Below are 16,404 nucleotides of genomic sequence, written 5' to 3'. Positions count from 1 at the left end.
GAGAAAAACAGAGTGTACTACGAATATTATTGTTTAGACAGAACAGAGGAAGTCCCGACAGATTATAAAGAAATTTCTTTCGTCTGTTTAAGACCGGATGGTTGTTTGGAACTTCCAACTACTTTGGGGACTGTTTGCAGAAAGGTGGCAAAAACATTAGAGGGATTTGAAGGCTTTCATTTCCACCAGTTACGTCACACCTATACAAGCAACCTTTTAGCAAATGGAGCTGCCCCAAAAGATGTGCAGGAATTGTTGGGACACTCAGATGTCAGTACCACAATGAACGTCTATGCTCACTCCACAAGAGATGCGAAACGAAAATCAGTTCGGCTTCTTGATAAAGTGGTGGGCAATGACTAAAAAATTTCCCTTATTTCCCTTGTGATTATCTCATAAGGGCAAAAATAAGGGAAACTACATATCATTTCACTAATGGACAGGCGGGAAAGCCTATAAAATGGGGAAAGTTAGAGGAATAATTATATAAATTCAAGTTTGCAGAATTGAGAAAATAGGGATTGACCGAACTGAAGGTGAAGAATGCTTCTTGTCTAAAGGGCAAGAAGATGGGGATTAGAAAGTGTTTTTTACAAGGAGGTGATTAGGTGAATGATCAATTCATACAAGGAGTAATATTTGATTGGGATAAAATTGATAAGGATAGTTATCTGAAGGGAATCAGGGCTTTTAAGGGAGTTGAAAAACTTGATTTTAACAAACCAATTACTTTTTTTGTAGGGGAAAATGGCAGCGGTAAATCAACTTTATTGGAAGCACTTGCCGTAGCACATGGTTTTAATCCTGAGGGTGGAACGAAGAATTATGTTTTTTCTACCCATGATACACATTCAGAGTTGTGTGATGCGATAAGAATTGCCAAAGGCTATCGGAAGGAAAAGTGGGGATATTTTCTTAGGGCAGAAAGCTTTTATAATGTTGCAACGCAGGAAGAAGAATATGCAGATATTACACATCCTTCCGCTAAATATCATGAAAAATCACATGGAGAGAGTTTTCTCGCATTAGCACAGAATAATATGAGTCCAAATGGCTTGTATCTTTTTGACGAGCCGGAAGCTGCATTATCGCCGCAGAGACAGCTTACATTGTTGATGCAAATATACAGATGTGCAAAAGAGGGAGCACAGTTTATTATAGTTACGCATTCGCCAATTTTGTTAGGAATACCAGATGCAGATATCTATTGTTTTGATAATGGACGCATACATCTGTGCGAATATGAGGATACAGAGAGTTACCAGGTAACAGAAATGTTTATAAATAATAGGCAGATGCTGTTGGATAGATTACTAACAGATTAGATAATAAAGAAATCGATTAATTCAAGTTTGGAGAATTGAGAAAATCGGGATTTGAGGAGAACAATGAATGGCAACATGGAGTGGTATAAGGAAAAAGTTGGAAACGGAATATCTGGCTCAAAGTCTGCAAGGTCATATTCAGTATTATGCAACATCATATAGCAGGAGTCACGACCATGAGGGACGGGCGGCGATAAGATATGATGGAAAAGAAATCATCAAGGGATGCTATTGGAACAATTGGGCGAAAGCAGACATGTTTCCTCAAGACGAAAAATACGAGAAACGCATGAAAGTAGAAAATGCGTATATGGACGATACAGCTATAAAATTGGGTATTTTTGACCAACGTTGTTTTTATAATGCGTTTGCAGAGTTTGATAATCAAGATATTGAAGCGAGTCTTAAAAGTGAAAATTTAATCGTAAAAATATTTGCTGTATTGGATAGACGAGTTGGTAAACGGAGATTAAGAATTATGAAAGAAACTATAATGGAAGAACCAGATACATTCCAAGAGTTTTATGCGATTCGGGCAAAAGCAGAAGGACTGTTATAAAATTTATCGGGGGCAAATAGAACAAAAACCGAAAATTAAGGAGGGCAAGGTAAATGGAGCGAATCATCAATTATAGAGATATACCTACAGATAAAAAAACTGATATTTTAAACGCTCTTGAGAAAATAGGTTTTTTTCCCGCATACGGCGGGGTGAAAACAATGCAACGGGTTATGGAAAAATCGGTTCCGGGTTCAGGTCCGCAATTCTATTTTGTTTTTCGCGAAGATAAGTTGCTAGGGTACAATTTTCTCATTGGTGACACTAAAAGATATAAAACGGTGGTATCATCAGTCAGTTAAAGATGCAGAATGAAATGAAGCTGACGGATGAAAGCTGGATCAGCTATCAGCAAGGAAAAGGCAATGAAGAATATCAGAAGTATATGGAAGATCTGACGGATATGCAGAATCATGTACTGCCGTATTTGCAGAGTTTTTGCAGTCTGGAAGGAAACAGTGATGTCAATGCTGCGTGGACTTCAGAAGTAGAAGAACAGTTCGAGCATATGTATCGGCTGTTCTTTTTTTATTTTTGAACTTTAAAACGGTAATGCTTTTCTTGTGTACAGTAGAGTGCTATAATATAATAAAACCAGTTTTTTGCATAAGTATTAAAGCTATAATATGGAAATCGGCAAACCAGATGAAAGTCTGGGACGCAAAGCTACAGGGCCTGTAAAATGGCAGCCAGTTGCATGAAATGAGGTGCACTGTCTGTCTGACAGTGCTTTTTTTGAGGAATGATTTATCAACAGAAGATGAAAGGAAAACGTGTGGCGCTTTTGAACGGAAACACCCGGAATGAAGAGTTTGCGGATTTTGCAGACAACAAAGGATTTACATATGTTCCATCTTATTTTGATAATGCATTCCAGGAAGATGCTGAAAAGTGTATTGCCGTGGGTATGAACACTCATTTGGCAAAACCTCTGGATATTGAAAAGATGAAAAATACTATTAAAGATATTTGTCCCTAATATAGGGAGAAAGTAAATGAATAGCATAGTTATTGAAATGAATGTTATTTGAGATTCGGGATAAATGGTGAAATGGTGAAATGCAGACAAGCAAGAAAAATAAAAATATAATAGGTATTATACAGAGTTTCCTTATATTGATATTAGTGGTTCTTATTATTTGTATGATGATTCAGATTAGCAGGCTGCAGGGGACAGCACGCGTAATAAATTATGCAGGTCTGGTACGTGGAGCTACACAGCGCGAAGTAAAATTAGAAATTACAGGAAACCAAAATGATGAATTAATTAAATATTTGGATGACATTCTTCTTGGATTGAGATATCAGGATGGACATTATAATCTGGTAAAACTCAGTGACGAAGAATATCAGGAGAAATTGAAAATCCAGAGTGATTACTGGGATAAATTGAAAACAGAAATTGAAGCAGTAAGAAGCAAGGGATACGAAAATACAGACATTGTTAATATGAGTGAAATATATTTTGCGATGGCAGATGAAACTGTCTCTGCCGCAGAAAGCTATTCAGAAAAGATCGCTACAAAGATTCGTACTATAGAGCTTTTGTCGGCACTTGATATGTTGATTCTGGTGATATTGGTTATTATGCAGACTCTAAAGGCAATGCAGATGGCAATGCAAAACAGATTGCTGGAACAGAAAGCATTCATAGATGCTCATACTGGGCTGCCAAATAAAAATGCCTGTAATGAGCTTCTTAATAAAAAAGATATAATTACAGGTTCTACAGCATGCATAATGTTTGATTTAAATAATCTAAAAACTGTAAATGATACAATGGGACATTCCGCAGGAGATCAGTTAATAATGAATTTCTCAAAGCTTTTGCGAAGTGTTATTCCAGAAAAGGATTTTGTTGGAAGATATGGCGGAGATGAGTTTATAGCAGTCATTTATCATACAAATGAGGCGGAAATTAAGGAAATATTAAAAGTTTTGTACAGAGAAAAAGATAGATTAAATAGTTATGAAAATCAAATACCAATCGACTATGCATGCGGATGGGCATTATCCTCCGATAATATGTCGTGTACAATGCAGATGTTATTGGATGATGCAGATGCTAATATGTATAAAAATAAACAGTTATGCAAAGAATATACTGGAAGAAGGATTAAGACAAATAGCATAAAAGGAATAAGAATATAGGACAGGGACTGTCCGAATTAACGCCTGTGGAGATAGTAGGTTACGAGGTCTGCGAAGCAGGAAGCCCATTGGCTTTAGACAATGGGTAGTTCACTTATATAATAAAGAGTAAAAGAATGTAATTACTCTGTTAGTAAATTGGCGCAAGTTGGCTGTAGAGTATAATTATAGTAAAAGTACAGCAGAAGCTGTCGCAAAGATATTTATAAAAATGTTGTGGAGGTATTGAACATTAATGAATGTAAAATTAAAATCTGGAAGCAAGCAAGCGACTGTAGCCTGGAGGGTGGGAGAAAGATGAAGAAGTGCAAATTAGTACAGAATATAATGAATTTCAAATTTTGTTACATTATATTTTGCACAATTATATGTTTTATTGTTTTATCCGTTCCTACATTTGCCAAAGAAAACTCTGACAATGTTATCCGGGTAGGATCTTTTGAAGAAACTTATAATACCGTCAATGAAAAGGGAGAAAAAAGCGGCTATGGTTATGAGTATCTTCAAGATATTGCAGGTTATGCAGGATGGACATATAAATACATAACAAGTGATTGGAAAAACTGCTTTACACAGTTGGAAAATGGAGAGATTGACATTCTTGGTGGTATTTCCTATACAGACGAACGTGCTGAAAATATGCTTTTTTCCGATATGCCTATGGGGGAAGAGAAATATTACATCTATACGGATGCATCCAATATGGATCTTACAGCAGGAAATTTGGATTCTTTTGAGGGAAAAAATATTGGTGTGTTTAAAGATAATATAGTGGAGGATGTGCTTAATGAATGGGAATCAAAATATGGTCTGCATACGAAGCATATCAATGTTTCTACAAACACAGAAATTATGGACAAACTGTCGAACCATGAAATTGACTGCTTCGTTTCGCAAGAAGACCCCCGTTGGGAAGAATCGGATATTTCACCGCTTACAAGTATTGGAGAGACAGAAATCTATTTCGCTATAAATCCAGAACGTCCGGATATCAAAGAATCACTGGATAGTGCTATGCGCAGAATCAAGGATGACAATCCATTTTACACTGATGATCTCTACAGGCGTTATCTTTCTGCACAGAGCAGCTCGTTTCTTTCAAAAGAAGAAAGGGAGTGGATCGGGCAGCATGGAGCAATCCGGATAGGGTATCTGAATCAGGATGGAGGTATCAGTAGTGTAGATCCATCAACAGGTAAATTGACAGGTGTTATCACAGATTATGTGGATCTTGCAGAAAATTGTCTGCAAGGTCAGACTCTGGAATTTGAATTAAATGGATATGATACAAGAAGTGAACTGCTTCAGGCATTGCAGGATGGAAAAATAGACCTGATTTTTCACGCAAACCAGAATCCATACTTTGCGGAAACAAATGGATTTGATTTGTCGGATACGCTGTTGACTCTCAATATGGCAGCAATTACGGCAAAGGATTCTTTTGATGAGAATAAAGAGAATATAGTTGCTGTTGAAAAAGATAATTTTGTATTGAAAGCATATCTTTCATACAATTATCCACAATGGGAGGTTGTGGAATATGAGACATCAGATGCAGCAGTAAAAGCAATGCAGAAAGGGGAGGCAGATTGTATTGTAAGCAATTCAGGTACTGTTTCAGACTATTTGAAAAATAATAAGCTTCATAGCGTTTTCCTGACAAAAGAAGATGATGTTTCATTTGCTGTTCAGCAGGGAGAACCGGTTCTTTTGTCCATTCTGAATAAAACACTGACATCTATGCCTACAACTCAATTTTCAGGTGCAGTAGTTTCGTATAATGCTTCCTCACGAAAAGTTACAGCGAAGGATTTTATTCAGGACAATTTACTGGCTGTCTCACTCATAGTTGGAATCTCTATTTTTGTTGTCCTGTGTATAATTCTTGATTCTTTGAAAAAATCAAAACGTGCGGAAGAAAAATCCAAGAAGTCTGCTGAGCAGGCATTGAAGCTGAATCAGGAGCTTGAAGAAAAACAGCAGGAATTACAAAATGCACTTGTAGAAGCACAGAGTGCCAATAAGGCTAAGACCTCCTTTTTAAATAATATGTCTCATGATATCAGAACACCGATCAATGGTATTATTGGCATGCTTACGATTCTTGAGAAAAGCGGAAATGATGCTGAGCGGGCAAAGGATTGCATGAATAAAATACATGAGTCATCGAAGCTGCTACTATCATTGATAAATGATGTTTTAGATATGGCAAAGTTAGAATCAGATACAGTGGTTTTTGGTGATGAATCCATCAATCTGGATCAGGTATGTCAGGAAATCACGGAGTCACTATCTTTTCAGGCAGAAGAAAAAGGACTTCATGTTATAGGAGAACATGATGATTACAGTGGTATATATGTTTGGAGCAATGCAGTTCATCTGAAAAAAATATTGATGAATCTGTTTACAAACAGTATGAAGTACAATAAGGTGAATGGTTTTATTTACATGAGTATGAGAACGATTGAAAGATCAGAAGATCACATAACATGTGAATTTAAAATAAAAGATAATGGAATTGGAATGTCAGAAGAATTTATAAAAAATGAATTGTTTACTCCATTTGTACAGGCAGATAATTCCCCACGTTCTGATTATAATGGGACAGGTCTGGGAATGCCTATTGTGAAACAACTTGTAGAAAAGATGGGCGGAACCATAACCGTTGAAAGCAAGCTTGGTGAAGGAAGCTGTTTTACTGTAATACTTCCATTTAAAATTGATACGAATGCACGGCCAGAAGAAAAAGAAGATTTTGATGCAGATATATCAGATATCCGGGTATTGCTGGTTGACGATAATGAGCTGAATGTAGAAATAGCAGAATTTATGCTGACGGAAAATGGAGCTAAAGTAGAAACAGTGAACAATGGGTTAGAAGCTGTTCAGCATTTTGAAGCTTCTGAACCGGGAACATACGATGTTATTTTAATGGATGTTATGATGCCGGTGATGGATGGCCTTACTGCTGCAAGAACAATAAGAGACCTGAAACGGCAAGATGCAAAAACAATCCCTATTATTGCTATGACTGCAAATGCATTCAGGGAAGATGCCGAAAGGTGTATGGAAGCAGGAATGAACGCACATCTTGCAAAGCCGTTGGATGATGAAAAAATTAAGCAGACCATAAGCGAAGAGTTGAGAAAGCAAAATGCCTGTCATGAATGATTATGAGGCAAAAGGCATGTGAAATACGATGATGAAAAATAACTATATAAAACAAAAAAGAAAAGATCAAAATCCGGTAAATCATTGGAAAATTTTTGAGGGACAGTTGGTATTCCTTCTGGCAATGGTGATTTTGTTTGTTGTTGCATATACTTTTATTTTACAACAAGCATATACCAAAACTGCTTTGAAAACAGAAATTGAACGAGATATTTCCAGTGCAGATGCGGTTCATAAGCTGGTAAATGACAGACTGGGACGAAAAGATTTTAATGAAATAAAAAGTAAAGCTGATGAGAATACAGAACTATTTAAGAATATGTCGACATATATGAATGAAATCAGAACGCTGAATTCTACGAGATATATTTACACAGCAACCAGAAATGAAGACGGTAGATTGATTTACGTTGTAGACGGACTGGATCCATCGGCGGGTGACGTCAGACATCCAGGAGATCCGATTGAAAAGGAGATGGTTCCTTATATAGAAAAAGCACTTTCTGGAAAAACAGTATATTCTCAGGATATTGTTGATACAACATGGGGGCCTATTTTTACAGCCTGTTATCCTGTGACAGCGGAAGATGAATCTAATGAAGTGATAGGTGCTTTCTGCATAGAAATGGATATGCAGAAAGCGTATGGAATGGTTGAGAAGACGAATAAGTTAAGTATTGTACTGGGATGCATTACAGCGTGTATTTTGTTAATATTATGTACCTGTGGATATTCTGTATATAAGAAGCAAAAAGAAAATGAGCAGAAACAGCAAAAATTGTTGCAGGAAGCTGTAAGACTGGCCGATTCAGCTAATAAAGCAAAATCAACATTTCTGTTTAATATGTCTCATGATATTCGTACCCCTATGAATGCAATCATTGGATATGCAGAATTGGGAGAGAAACATTTAAAGGAGCCAACTATATTAGAGGATTACTTTGAAAAAATATTATTGTGCGGAAAGAAAATGCTGCATTTGATTGATAACATTCTTGAATTAGCACGAATCGAAAACAACCAAGCAACGCTGGATGAAACAATAACAGATGTTTCTAAAAACTTTGATTTATGTATTGATATGTTTAGGAAACCGATAGAAGAAAAACATCAAACACTGAAAGTCAATAAGAACATTCGATATCCATACCTGTATATGGATGATGCAAGATTATCTGAAATTACGATTAACATTTTGAGTAATGCTGTGAAATACACGGGTGAAGGCGGTAACATAAGCTGTACATTGAACCAATATCCCGGCGAAAAAGAAGGTTGGAGTGTATTAGAGTTTATCATAGCAGACAACGGAATCGGAATGTCAGAAGAATTCCAAAAACATATTTTTGAATCATTTTCACAGGAACGATCTTCGTCAGACAGCGGAATAGAAGGTAGCGGACTTGGTATGGGAATCGTGAAGAAACTGGTGGATTTAATGAATGGCAAGATCACAGTTCAGAGCAAACCGGGAGCAGGTTCTACTTTTACAATCACGCTTCCATTAAAAATAGCAAATGCGGAAGAAAGGAATCCGAAACATGCAGACGGTCAGTTGAATATCAAAAAACTGGAAGGAAAAAGGGTTCTTCTGGTAGAAGATAATGACTTGAACGCAGAAATTGCAACGGAACTTTTGACGGAAGAGGGAATCATGATAGAAAGAGCGGAGAACGGCGTTGCATGTATTGATATGTTTAACAAAGCAAAGCAAAATTACTACAGTCTGATTCTGATGGATATTCAGATGCCGATTATGAACGGATATGAAGCATCCAGGAGAATTCGAGAACTGAAAGACGGTAACAAATCGCAGATTCCAATTGTTGCAATGACAGCAAATGCGTTTGAAGAAGATAAGAAGATGGCTTTGGCAAGTGGCATGAATGATCATGTTGCAAAACCAATAGATATGAATGTATTATTGCCGACGATTATGAAATATATGTAAAGGAAGAAAGAAGGACACTGATTTTGGAAAATGCGTGGTATTTCAGAAATGTACTTGTCAGTACAAACTATAATAAGCTAAAAATCTATAATTGAAATGGGTATATGTCAGATATGTTATTGACATATGCCCGTAATTGCACTATTATATAAGAAAAGCAAAAAGGAGCAGTTTATGCCAAGACCAGTAAAATGCAGAAAAGTCTGCCATTTCCCGAATGTTCTGGAATTTTTTCCGACAGGTGATTATGAGAAAAAAACTCCCATTGTTCTGACAGTCGATGAGTATGAGACAATCCGTCTTTTGGACAAGAAAGGTTATAGTCAGGAGCAGTGTGCTGAATCTATGCAGATTGCAAGAACAACGGTTCAGCGAATTTACGAGATTGCCAGAAAGAAAATAGCAGATGCACTTATTGACGGACATCCACTCAGAATTGAAGGCGGGGATTTCAGAATCTGCGATGGTCAGGGAAGTAACTGTAATCTTGGAGGATGTTACAAGCAGGAACTTTATCAAAAATATGCAGTGGAAAAAGGAGAGAGTATAATGAGAATAGCAGTAACATATGAAAACGGACAGATTTTTCAGCACTTTGGACACACAGAGGCGTTTAAGATTTACGATGTAGAGGAAGGAAAAGTAGTACATTCAGAAGTAGTAGATACGAATGGAAGCGGACATGGTGCATTGGCGGGAGTTCTTAATGCATTGAATGCAGATGTTCTGATCTGTGGCGGAATCGGAGGCGGTGCACAGATTGCGTTAGCGGCAGCAGGAATTAAGCTTTTCGGAGGAGTTTCCGGAGATGCGGATAAGGCAGTGGAAGCTTTTATTAATGAAACACTGGATTATAATCCAGATGTTAAGTGTTCTCACCACGAGCACAGCCACGGGGAAGGACATACATGTGGCGAGCACGGATGTGGAAGCCACAGCTGTCATTAAGAAAAATTCTTGTGATCAGGATCGACAGCAGGGATGTAAGTCCGAAGTGTACAAGTATGTAGTTTGACGGAGAAAGTGTGCGTTCAGATATTGAAATCTTTTATCGGATATGTTAAGATATTTTTAAGTTCATAGAAAAAGATAAAAGGTGCCGGAAGTCGGCAGTTTTGTAAGAAAAATAATCCAACGCTGTTAACTACGATTGGAGCAGCAGAGGGTTATTTTTGGTTACAGGAAAAACGACGGATGGTTAAAAGGGAAACAGGTGTAAATCCTGTACGAATCCATCACTGTGATAAAGGAGTACCGATTCGAATACTGGTCACTGATGCGGATTAACAGATCTGTGTTGGGAAGGCGGAAGCGGTGCAATGATCTTTCAGTCAGGAAACCTGCCGGTTGTCTGGTATCGGGAGAACGGTACCCTGTGAAGAATAATAGATACTCAAAGGAGAAGAAGAGATGAAAAAGAGAATGATTGCCTTAGTGGCAGTATTCGCTATGGCAGTTGGAATGCTTGGCGGATGTGGAAACAACAGCAGTGCAGATGCAGGAAAAGACAATGCAGTCAGTGCAGCAGGTGAGACAAGTGCAGCAGAGGAAGATTCCGATCAGGCGAAAGCGGATGAAGTAGCTGCATTGATCGATGCGATCTATGTACAGGAAAGAACAGACAAGACAGATGAGCAGTGTGAGGCTGCAAAAGCTGCATGGGATAAACTGACAGATGCTCAGAAAGAATTAGTAGAAGGTGAAAATGCTGATCCGGATTATTTCGGAAGAGATACAGGTGATGCGTCCAAAGATGATCCGCTGAATCAGGATGAGATTGGAGAAAATGAGATTCTTGTTGTAAGTTTTGGTACATCTTTCAATGACAGCCGTGTAGCAGACATCGGTGGTGTCGAGAAAGCAATTCAGGCAGCAAATCCTGATTGGTCTGTAAGAAGAGCATTCACGGCACAGATCATCATTAACCATGTACAGGCAAGAGATGGTGAAAAAATCGATAATGTAGATCAGGCACTTCAGAGAGCTATTGATAATGGTGTAAAGAACCTGGTTGTTCAGCCAACTCACTTAATGCATGGTGCTGAGTATGATGAACTGGTAGAGGCACTTGATAATTATAAAGATAAATTTGAATCTGTAACAGTTGCTGAACCGTTACTTGGTGAGGTAGGAGCAGATGCAACAGTTGTAAATGAAGACAAAGCAAAAGTAGCTGAGGATATTACAGCAGAAGCAGTAAAAGATGCCGGATATGATTCTCTGGAAGCAGTAAAAGCTGACAGTACAGCATTCGTATTTATGGGACATGGAACATCTCATACAGCAAAAGTAAGCTACAGCCAGATGGCTTCCCAGATGGCAGCACTTGGATACGATAACGTATTTGTCGGAACTGTAGAGGGTGAGCCGGAAGAGACAGCTTGTGAAGCAGTTATTGAAGCAGTAAAAGCAGCTGGATATAAAAATGTTATTTTAAGACCATTAATGGTTGTTGCTGGCGATCATGCAAACAATGATATGGCAGGCGATGATGATGATTCCTGGAAGAGTATGTTTACAGCAAGCGGAAACTTCGATAAAGTTGATACACAGATTGCCGGTTTAGGTGAGATTGAGGCTGTTCAGCAGATTTATGTGGATCATACAAAAGCAGCTATTGATTCTTTAGGTAAATAAGAGATACATAGCGTAGTAAAAAGTAAAAAATGATATCCAATCTCACAGCAGGAATGATTTTTTCGTTCCTGCTGTGAGTTGCGTATGGAAAAAATACAGATAAGTTTTTGATATGTGGATATAGAAAAGTTGTTCACAGGAGAAAGGAAATATGAAAAGAAGAATTGCAGTATTAGCAGCAGTATTTGCACTGGCAGTTGGCATGCTTGGTGGTTGTGGAAATAATGCACAGCCGGCAGCAGACAGTACAAAAGCGGAAGAAAACAGCATGGATACGAGCGCGCAGGATGAAATTGTGAAGGATACTGCTGATGAAGCACAACAGCCTTCGGATGACGTACAGATACCGGCATTGGAAGATGGTATATACGATGCTGAATTTAATACAGACAGCAGCATGTTTCATGTTAACGAGGCAAATGACGGACGTGGCACCTTAACGGTAGAAAATGGAAAGATGACGATTCATGTCAGTCTGACATCCAAGCACATTGTGAATCTGTTTGTGGGAACAGCAGAGGATGCCCAGAAGGATGGAGCCGAGATTTTACAGCCTACTACGGATACCGTTACTTACAGTGACGGATCTACAGAGGAAGTGTATGGATTTGATGTCCCGGTAGAAGCATTGAATCAGGAGTTTGATCTGGCACTTCTTGGAACAAAGGGAACCTGGTATGATCATAAGGTCAGCGTATCAGATCCGCAGAAAGTAGAGTAGAGGGATTTCTCAACAAATGAAAAAGAAAAAAATAGCGGCAGTTATTTTAGCTGTCATGATAGGTATTACCGCATTTTCCGGATGCGGGACGAAGGAAAATAAATCACCGGCAGATACTTCCGGTACAGGATCCAGTGTGGAAGCACAGGAGGATACCGGCAAGGAGGCGGGTGCCGGTACAACGATGCTGGAAGATGGAATGTATTCTGTCAATGTGGAACTGCAGGGCGGCAGCGGCCGTGCTACGGTAGATTCCGTGGCAAATGTGACGGTGACGGATGGTCAGGCGATGGCCACGATTGTATGGAGCAGTACATATTATGATTATATGATTGTAGATGATGAAAAATATCTCAATGAAAATGAGGGCGGAAATTCAACGTTCACCTTCCCGATCACAGGAGTTCCATGTGAGATGGAGGTAATCGGGGATACCACTGCAATGAGCACACCGCATGAAATTGAATATACGCTTGTATTTTCTTTTCCGGAAACCACAAGCTTCAATGAGCTGAACTGTGAGGGACATATGAACCTGGCATATGCCGATCAGTTCAGCATAGAGCAATATGGAGCATATAAACTGATAACGATCGTTGATGGCGGTCGTTATTTGCTTGTCCCGAAAGGTGTGTCCGTGCCGGCGGATGTGCCATCAGACATCGTGGTGCTGCAGCAGCCGTTGACAGATGGATATCTCGTTTCCAGCGCAGTCATGGATCTCGTATGTAAGACAGGAGCACTTTCCTGTATTAAGTTTACCGGGTTAAAAGAAAAGGACTGGTATGTGCAGGAAGCAGCAGATGCCATGAAAGCAGGGGAACTGGTATATGCTGGAAAGTACAATGCACCGGACTATGAACTTCTGCTTGGGCAGGGGTGCAAATTTGCCATTGAAAACAGTATGATCCTGCATAATCCGGAAGTTAAGGAAAAATTGGAAGAACTTGGAATTCCGGTTCTGATCGAGCGTTCCAGTTATGAGAAGCATCCGCTGGGACGACTGGAGTGGATCCGGCTCTTTGGTGTGCTGTTTAATCAGGAGCAAAATGGAACGGCATTTTTCCGGGAACAGGTAGAACGCGTACAGCCGATTCTGGAAAAAGAAAATACAGGAAAGACCGTGGCATTTTTTGCGGTATCATCAGATGGAACGATCACCGTCCGCAAACCGAATGATTATGTATCTTCCATGATCGATCTGGCAGGAGGTGTATATTCCCTGAACGGATATCTGGAAGAAGAGGATAATGCACTTTCCACATTGAAAATGCAGATGGAGGATTTTTATGTGGCAGAGAAAGATGCAGATATTTTGATTTATAATGGAACCATTGAGGGCGAACTGAATTCCGTGGATGAGCTGATCGCAAAAAACAGTCTGTTTGCTGATTTTAAAGCAGTTCAGTCCGGTGATGTCTATACCACGGGCGGCAATTTTTACCAGGAAACAAGTGCGACCTGTGATTTTATCGAAGATCTGAACAAGATTCTGACGGATAGTGGTGATACAGATTACCGGTTTATCCAGAAATTAAAATAATGACAAACAGCGATTTTTCAACCGGAAACGGCAGATTTTGTAAATTGCAAGCAGAAATATTGCCGGAAATACGCTGAAAAGAGAAGGTAAAGGAAGTTGAAAAAGTGAAAAAACGGTATACGATAGCATTTATAATATTTGTCTGTGCATTGTGTGCCCTCTTTCTGTGGAATGTAGGGGTAGGCAGTGTCAATATGTCTTTGGGAGATTTTTTTGCGATGTTTGGAAAAGGCGGCAGTGATTCCACGTTGTATCAGATTATCTGGAAAATCCGTCTGCCGCGTATTACAGCAGCAATCCTGTTAGGAGGCGCATTGTCTGTATCCGGTTTTCTGCTTCAGAGTTTTTTTCAGAATCCAATCGCGGGTCCGTATGTGCTGGGTATTTCTTCCGGTGCAAAACTGGTAGTTGCAATGACTATGATCATCTGCCTGCAGAGAGGAGTTGCATTGAATTCAGCCGGAATGGTAATTGCGGCATTTGCAGGCTCCCTGATTGCCATGGGTTTTGTACTGCTGATCTCCTTTCGAGTGTCGAAAATGTCATTGCTGGTGGTTTGCGGTATTATGATCGGTTATATTTGTTCCGCCATTACAGATTTCTGTGTAACCTTTGCAGATGATTCCAATATCGTCAATTTGCATAACTGGTCACTGGGAAGCTTTTCAGGAATGACTTGGGAAAATGTGCAGATGATAGTTGTGATAGTTGCGGTTGGTGTAGTCATTACCTTTTTGCTTGCGAAACCCATTGGGGCTTACCAGATGGGGGAAACGTATGCAAGAAATATGGGCGTGAACGTGAAGCTTCTGCGTATCGGGCTCATCCTGCTCTCCAGTATGCTTTCTGCCTGCGTCACTGCTTTTGCGGGACCGATCTCTTTTGTGGGTATCGCAGTGCCGCATCTGGTAAAACTGATGACCAAAACAGCAAAGCCGATTATTCTGATCCCGGGATGTTTTCTGTTTGGCGCTGTAATCACATTGTTTTGTGATGGAATTGCAAGAACACTATTTGCACCGACAGAAATCAGTATCAGCTCCGTGACGGCAGTATTTTTGGTACCGGTTGTCATTGCGGCAATGCTGAGAAAGCAGGGGAACAGATGATGGAACTGAGAACAGAAAATTTAGTAGTCGGATATGACAAACATCCGCTGATCAAAAATGTAAATCTGCGTGTGAAATCCGGAGAGGTTCTGACATTGATCGGACCAAATGGAGCCGGAAAATCTACAATATTAAAAACAATAACAAAGCAGCTGAAAATATTGGGCGGTGCGGTGTATATCGGAGATACATCCATGAGCAATATGCGGGACAGTGAAATTGCCAGAACTCTTTCTATGGTTATGACGGAACGACTGCAGACAGAGCTGCTCAGCGGCAGGGATGTGGTGGCATCCGGACGTTATCCGTATACCGGAAAATTTGGTATTTTATCAGAGGATGACTGGGCGAAAGTCGATGAGGCCATTGCGTTAGTACATGCACAGGATGTGCAGGATCAGGATTTCCGAAAAATGAGTGACGGACAGCGGCAGCGTCTGATGTTGGCCAGAGCGATTTGTCAGGATACAGATATCTTGCTGCTGGATGAGCCAACATCTTATCTGGATATGGGATTTAAATTGGATATTCTGGCAAATATCCGCATGCTTGCCAGAGATCGGAATTTAGCAATTATTATGTCCTTACATGAACTGGATCTGGCACAGAAAGTGTCGGATACAATTGCCTGTGTAAAAGGAGATCACATCGACCGCATTGGTACACCGGAGGAAATATTTGCAGGTACGTATGTGCAGGAATTGTATGGCGTGTCTGATACCAGTTTTGACCCAGTTACCGGAGAAGTGTTTTTGAATCCTTCCAGGGGGACACCTGAAGTGTTTGTTATAGGCGGAGGCGGAAGCGGTATCGCCGTATATAATCGTCTGCAGCGGCAAAGTATCCCTTTTGTGGCAGGTATTTTGCAGGAAAATGATATGGAATATCAGACTGCCCGTGCACTGGCGACGGAAGTTATTTTTCAGAAGGCATTTTATCCGCTGGAAGAATCCCAGATCGCAGATGCAAAAAAATGGATCGATCAGTGTGAATCGTGTATTTGTACACTGGATCCGGAAAAATTTGGCCCACTGAATGAAGCCAACCGGCAGCTTATGGAATATGCGAAAGAGAAGCAAAAACTGGAAGTAAGAAAATAAATATTAGAATGTGTAAACAAGATTTTGGTGTTTTTCTGCCTGAATCCCAGTATAGTATGATAGAAAAAGTCGTTGACCGTTCAATAGATGAATGGTCAGCGACTTTTTTTATTTGATAGGAAATTACGTTGAATTTC

The 16,404-nt window shown here is 39.6% G+C and carries 14 protein-coding genes, 1 pseudogene and 2 riboswitches; all 15 genes and pseudogenes read left to right on the top strand.

Translation table 11 applies throughout. The features are described 5' to 3' along the window. Positions 1–363, top strand: a 363-nt coding sequence (locus HMPREF0373_RS14675) for a tyrosine-type recombinase/integrase (RefSeq protein WP_021740563.1), incomplete at its 5' end; no start/stop codon positions are given. Between the two features lie 245 nt (positions 364–608). Beyond that, complete coding sequence (locus HMPREF0373_RS14670; RefSeq protein WP_021740562.1) at positions 609–1,325, top strand: AAA family ATPase; 717 nt, start codon at positions 609–611, stop codon at positions 1,323–1,325. Between the two features lie 67 nt (positions 1,326–1,392). Beyond that, a complete protein-coding gene (locus tag HMPREF0373_RS14665) occupies positions 1,393–1,884 on the top strand; it encodes an SF0329 family protein (protein WP_005334878.1) in 492 nt (163 codons plus the stop codon). 53 nt (positions 1,885–1,937) lie between these two features. Next, positions 1,938–2,162: pseudogene (locus HMPREF0373_RS14660) on the top strand (hypothetical protein); the annotation flags it as partial. Between the two features lie 26 nt (positions 2,163–2,188). Then, entirely contained in the window at positions 2,189–2,422 is a 234-nt protein-coding gene (locus tag HMPREF0373_RS14655) for a hypothetical protein (protein WP_021740560.1), read from the top strand. Positions 2,423–2,509: 87 nt separating this feature from the next. Further along, a riboswitch (cyclic di-GMP riboswitch) is annotated at positions 2,510–2,585 on the top strand. A 41-nt stretch (positions 2,586–2,626) separates the two neighbouring features. Next, entirely contained in the window at positions 2,627–2,863 is a 237-nt protein-coding gene (locus tag HMPREF0373_RS14650; RefSeq protein ID WP_021740559.1) for a response regulator, read from the top strand. Positions 2,864–2,943: 80 nt separating this feature from the next. After that, complete coding sequence (locus tag HMPREF0373_RS14645; RefSeq protein ID WP_021740558.1) at positions 2,944–4,035, top strand: GGDEF domain-containing protein; 1,092 nt, start codon at positions 2,944–2,946, stop codon at positions 4,033–4,035. Positions 4,036–4,332: 297 nt separating this feature from the next. After that, a complete protein-coding gene (locus HMPREF0373_RS14640) occupies positions 4,333–7,206 on the top strand; it encodes a response regulator (protein WP_044964761.1) in 2,874 nt (957 codons plus the stop codon). Positions 7,207–7,234: 28 nt separating this feature from the next. Further along, the gene (locus HMPREF0373_RS14635; RefSeq protein WP_021740556.1) at positions 7,235–9,157 is read left to right on the top strand and encodes a hybrid sensor histidine kinase/response regulator; all 1,923 of its coding nucleotides are present in this window, start codon (positions 7,235–7,237) and stop codon (positions 9,155–9,157) included. Positions 9,158–9,331: 174 nt separating this feature from the next. Beyond that, positions 9,332–10,105 (top strand): DUF134 domain-containing protein, encoded by a 774-nt coding sequence (locus tag HMPREF0373_RS14630; protein WP_044964758.1) that lies wholly within the window; start codon positions 9,332–9,334, stop codon positions 10,103–10,105. A gap of 215 nt (positions 10,106–10,320) precedes the next feature. Continuing rightward, positions 10,321–10,519, top strand: a riboswitch (cobalamin riboswitch). A 48-nt stretch (positions 10,520–10,567) separates the two neighbouring features. Continuing rightward, positions 10,568–11,794, top strand: a complete 1,227-nt coding sequence (locus tag HMPREF0373_RS14625) for a sirohydrochlorin cobaltochelatase (RefSeq protein WP_021740554.1) — start codon at positions 10,568–10,570, stop codon at positions 11,792–11,794. 151 nt (positions 11,795–11,945) lie between these two features. Then, positions 11,946–12,515, top strand: coding sequence for a hypothetical protein (locus HMPREF0373_RS14620; protein ID WP_021740553.1), 570 nt, complete (start codon positions 11,946–11,948; stop codon positions 12,513–12,515). Between the two features lie 16 nt (positions 12,516–12,531). Continuing rightward, positions 12,532–14,058, top strand: coding sequence for an ABC transporter substrate-binding protein (locus HMPREF0373_RS14615; protein WP_021740552.1), 1,527 nt, complete (start codon positions 12,532–12,534; stop codon positions 14,056–14,058). A 104-nt stretch (positions 14,059–14,162) separates the two neighbouring features. Further along, a complete protein-coding gene (locus HMPREF0373_RS14610) occupies positions 14,163–15,167 on the top strand; it encodes a FecCD family ABC transporter permease (RefSeq protein ID WP_021740551.1) in 1,005 nt (334 codons plus the stop codon). Further along, positions 15,164–16,267 (top strand): ABC transporter ATP-binding protein, encoded by a 1,104-nt coding sequence (locus HMPREF0373_RS14605; protein WP_021740550.1) that lies wholly within the window; start codon positions 15,164–15,166, stop codon positions 16,265–16,267. The genes HMPREF0373_RS14610 and HMPREF0373_RS14605 overlap by 4 nt, the downstream gene beginning before the upstream one ends. The last annotated feature ends 137 nt before the right edge of the window (positions 16,268–16,404 follow it).

It is taken from the genome of Eubacterium ramulus ATCC 29099 (genome assembly GCF_000469345.1).
In the GTDB taxonomy this organism is placed as follows: domain Bacteria; phylum Bacillota; class Clostridia; order Lachnospirales; family Lachnospiraceae; genus Eubacterium_I; species Eubacterium_I ramulus.
Note: the sequence above shows the minus strand (reverse complement) of the source record. Positions and strands in the feature narration are given on the sequence as shown.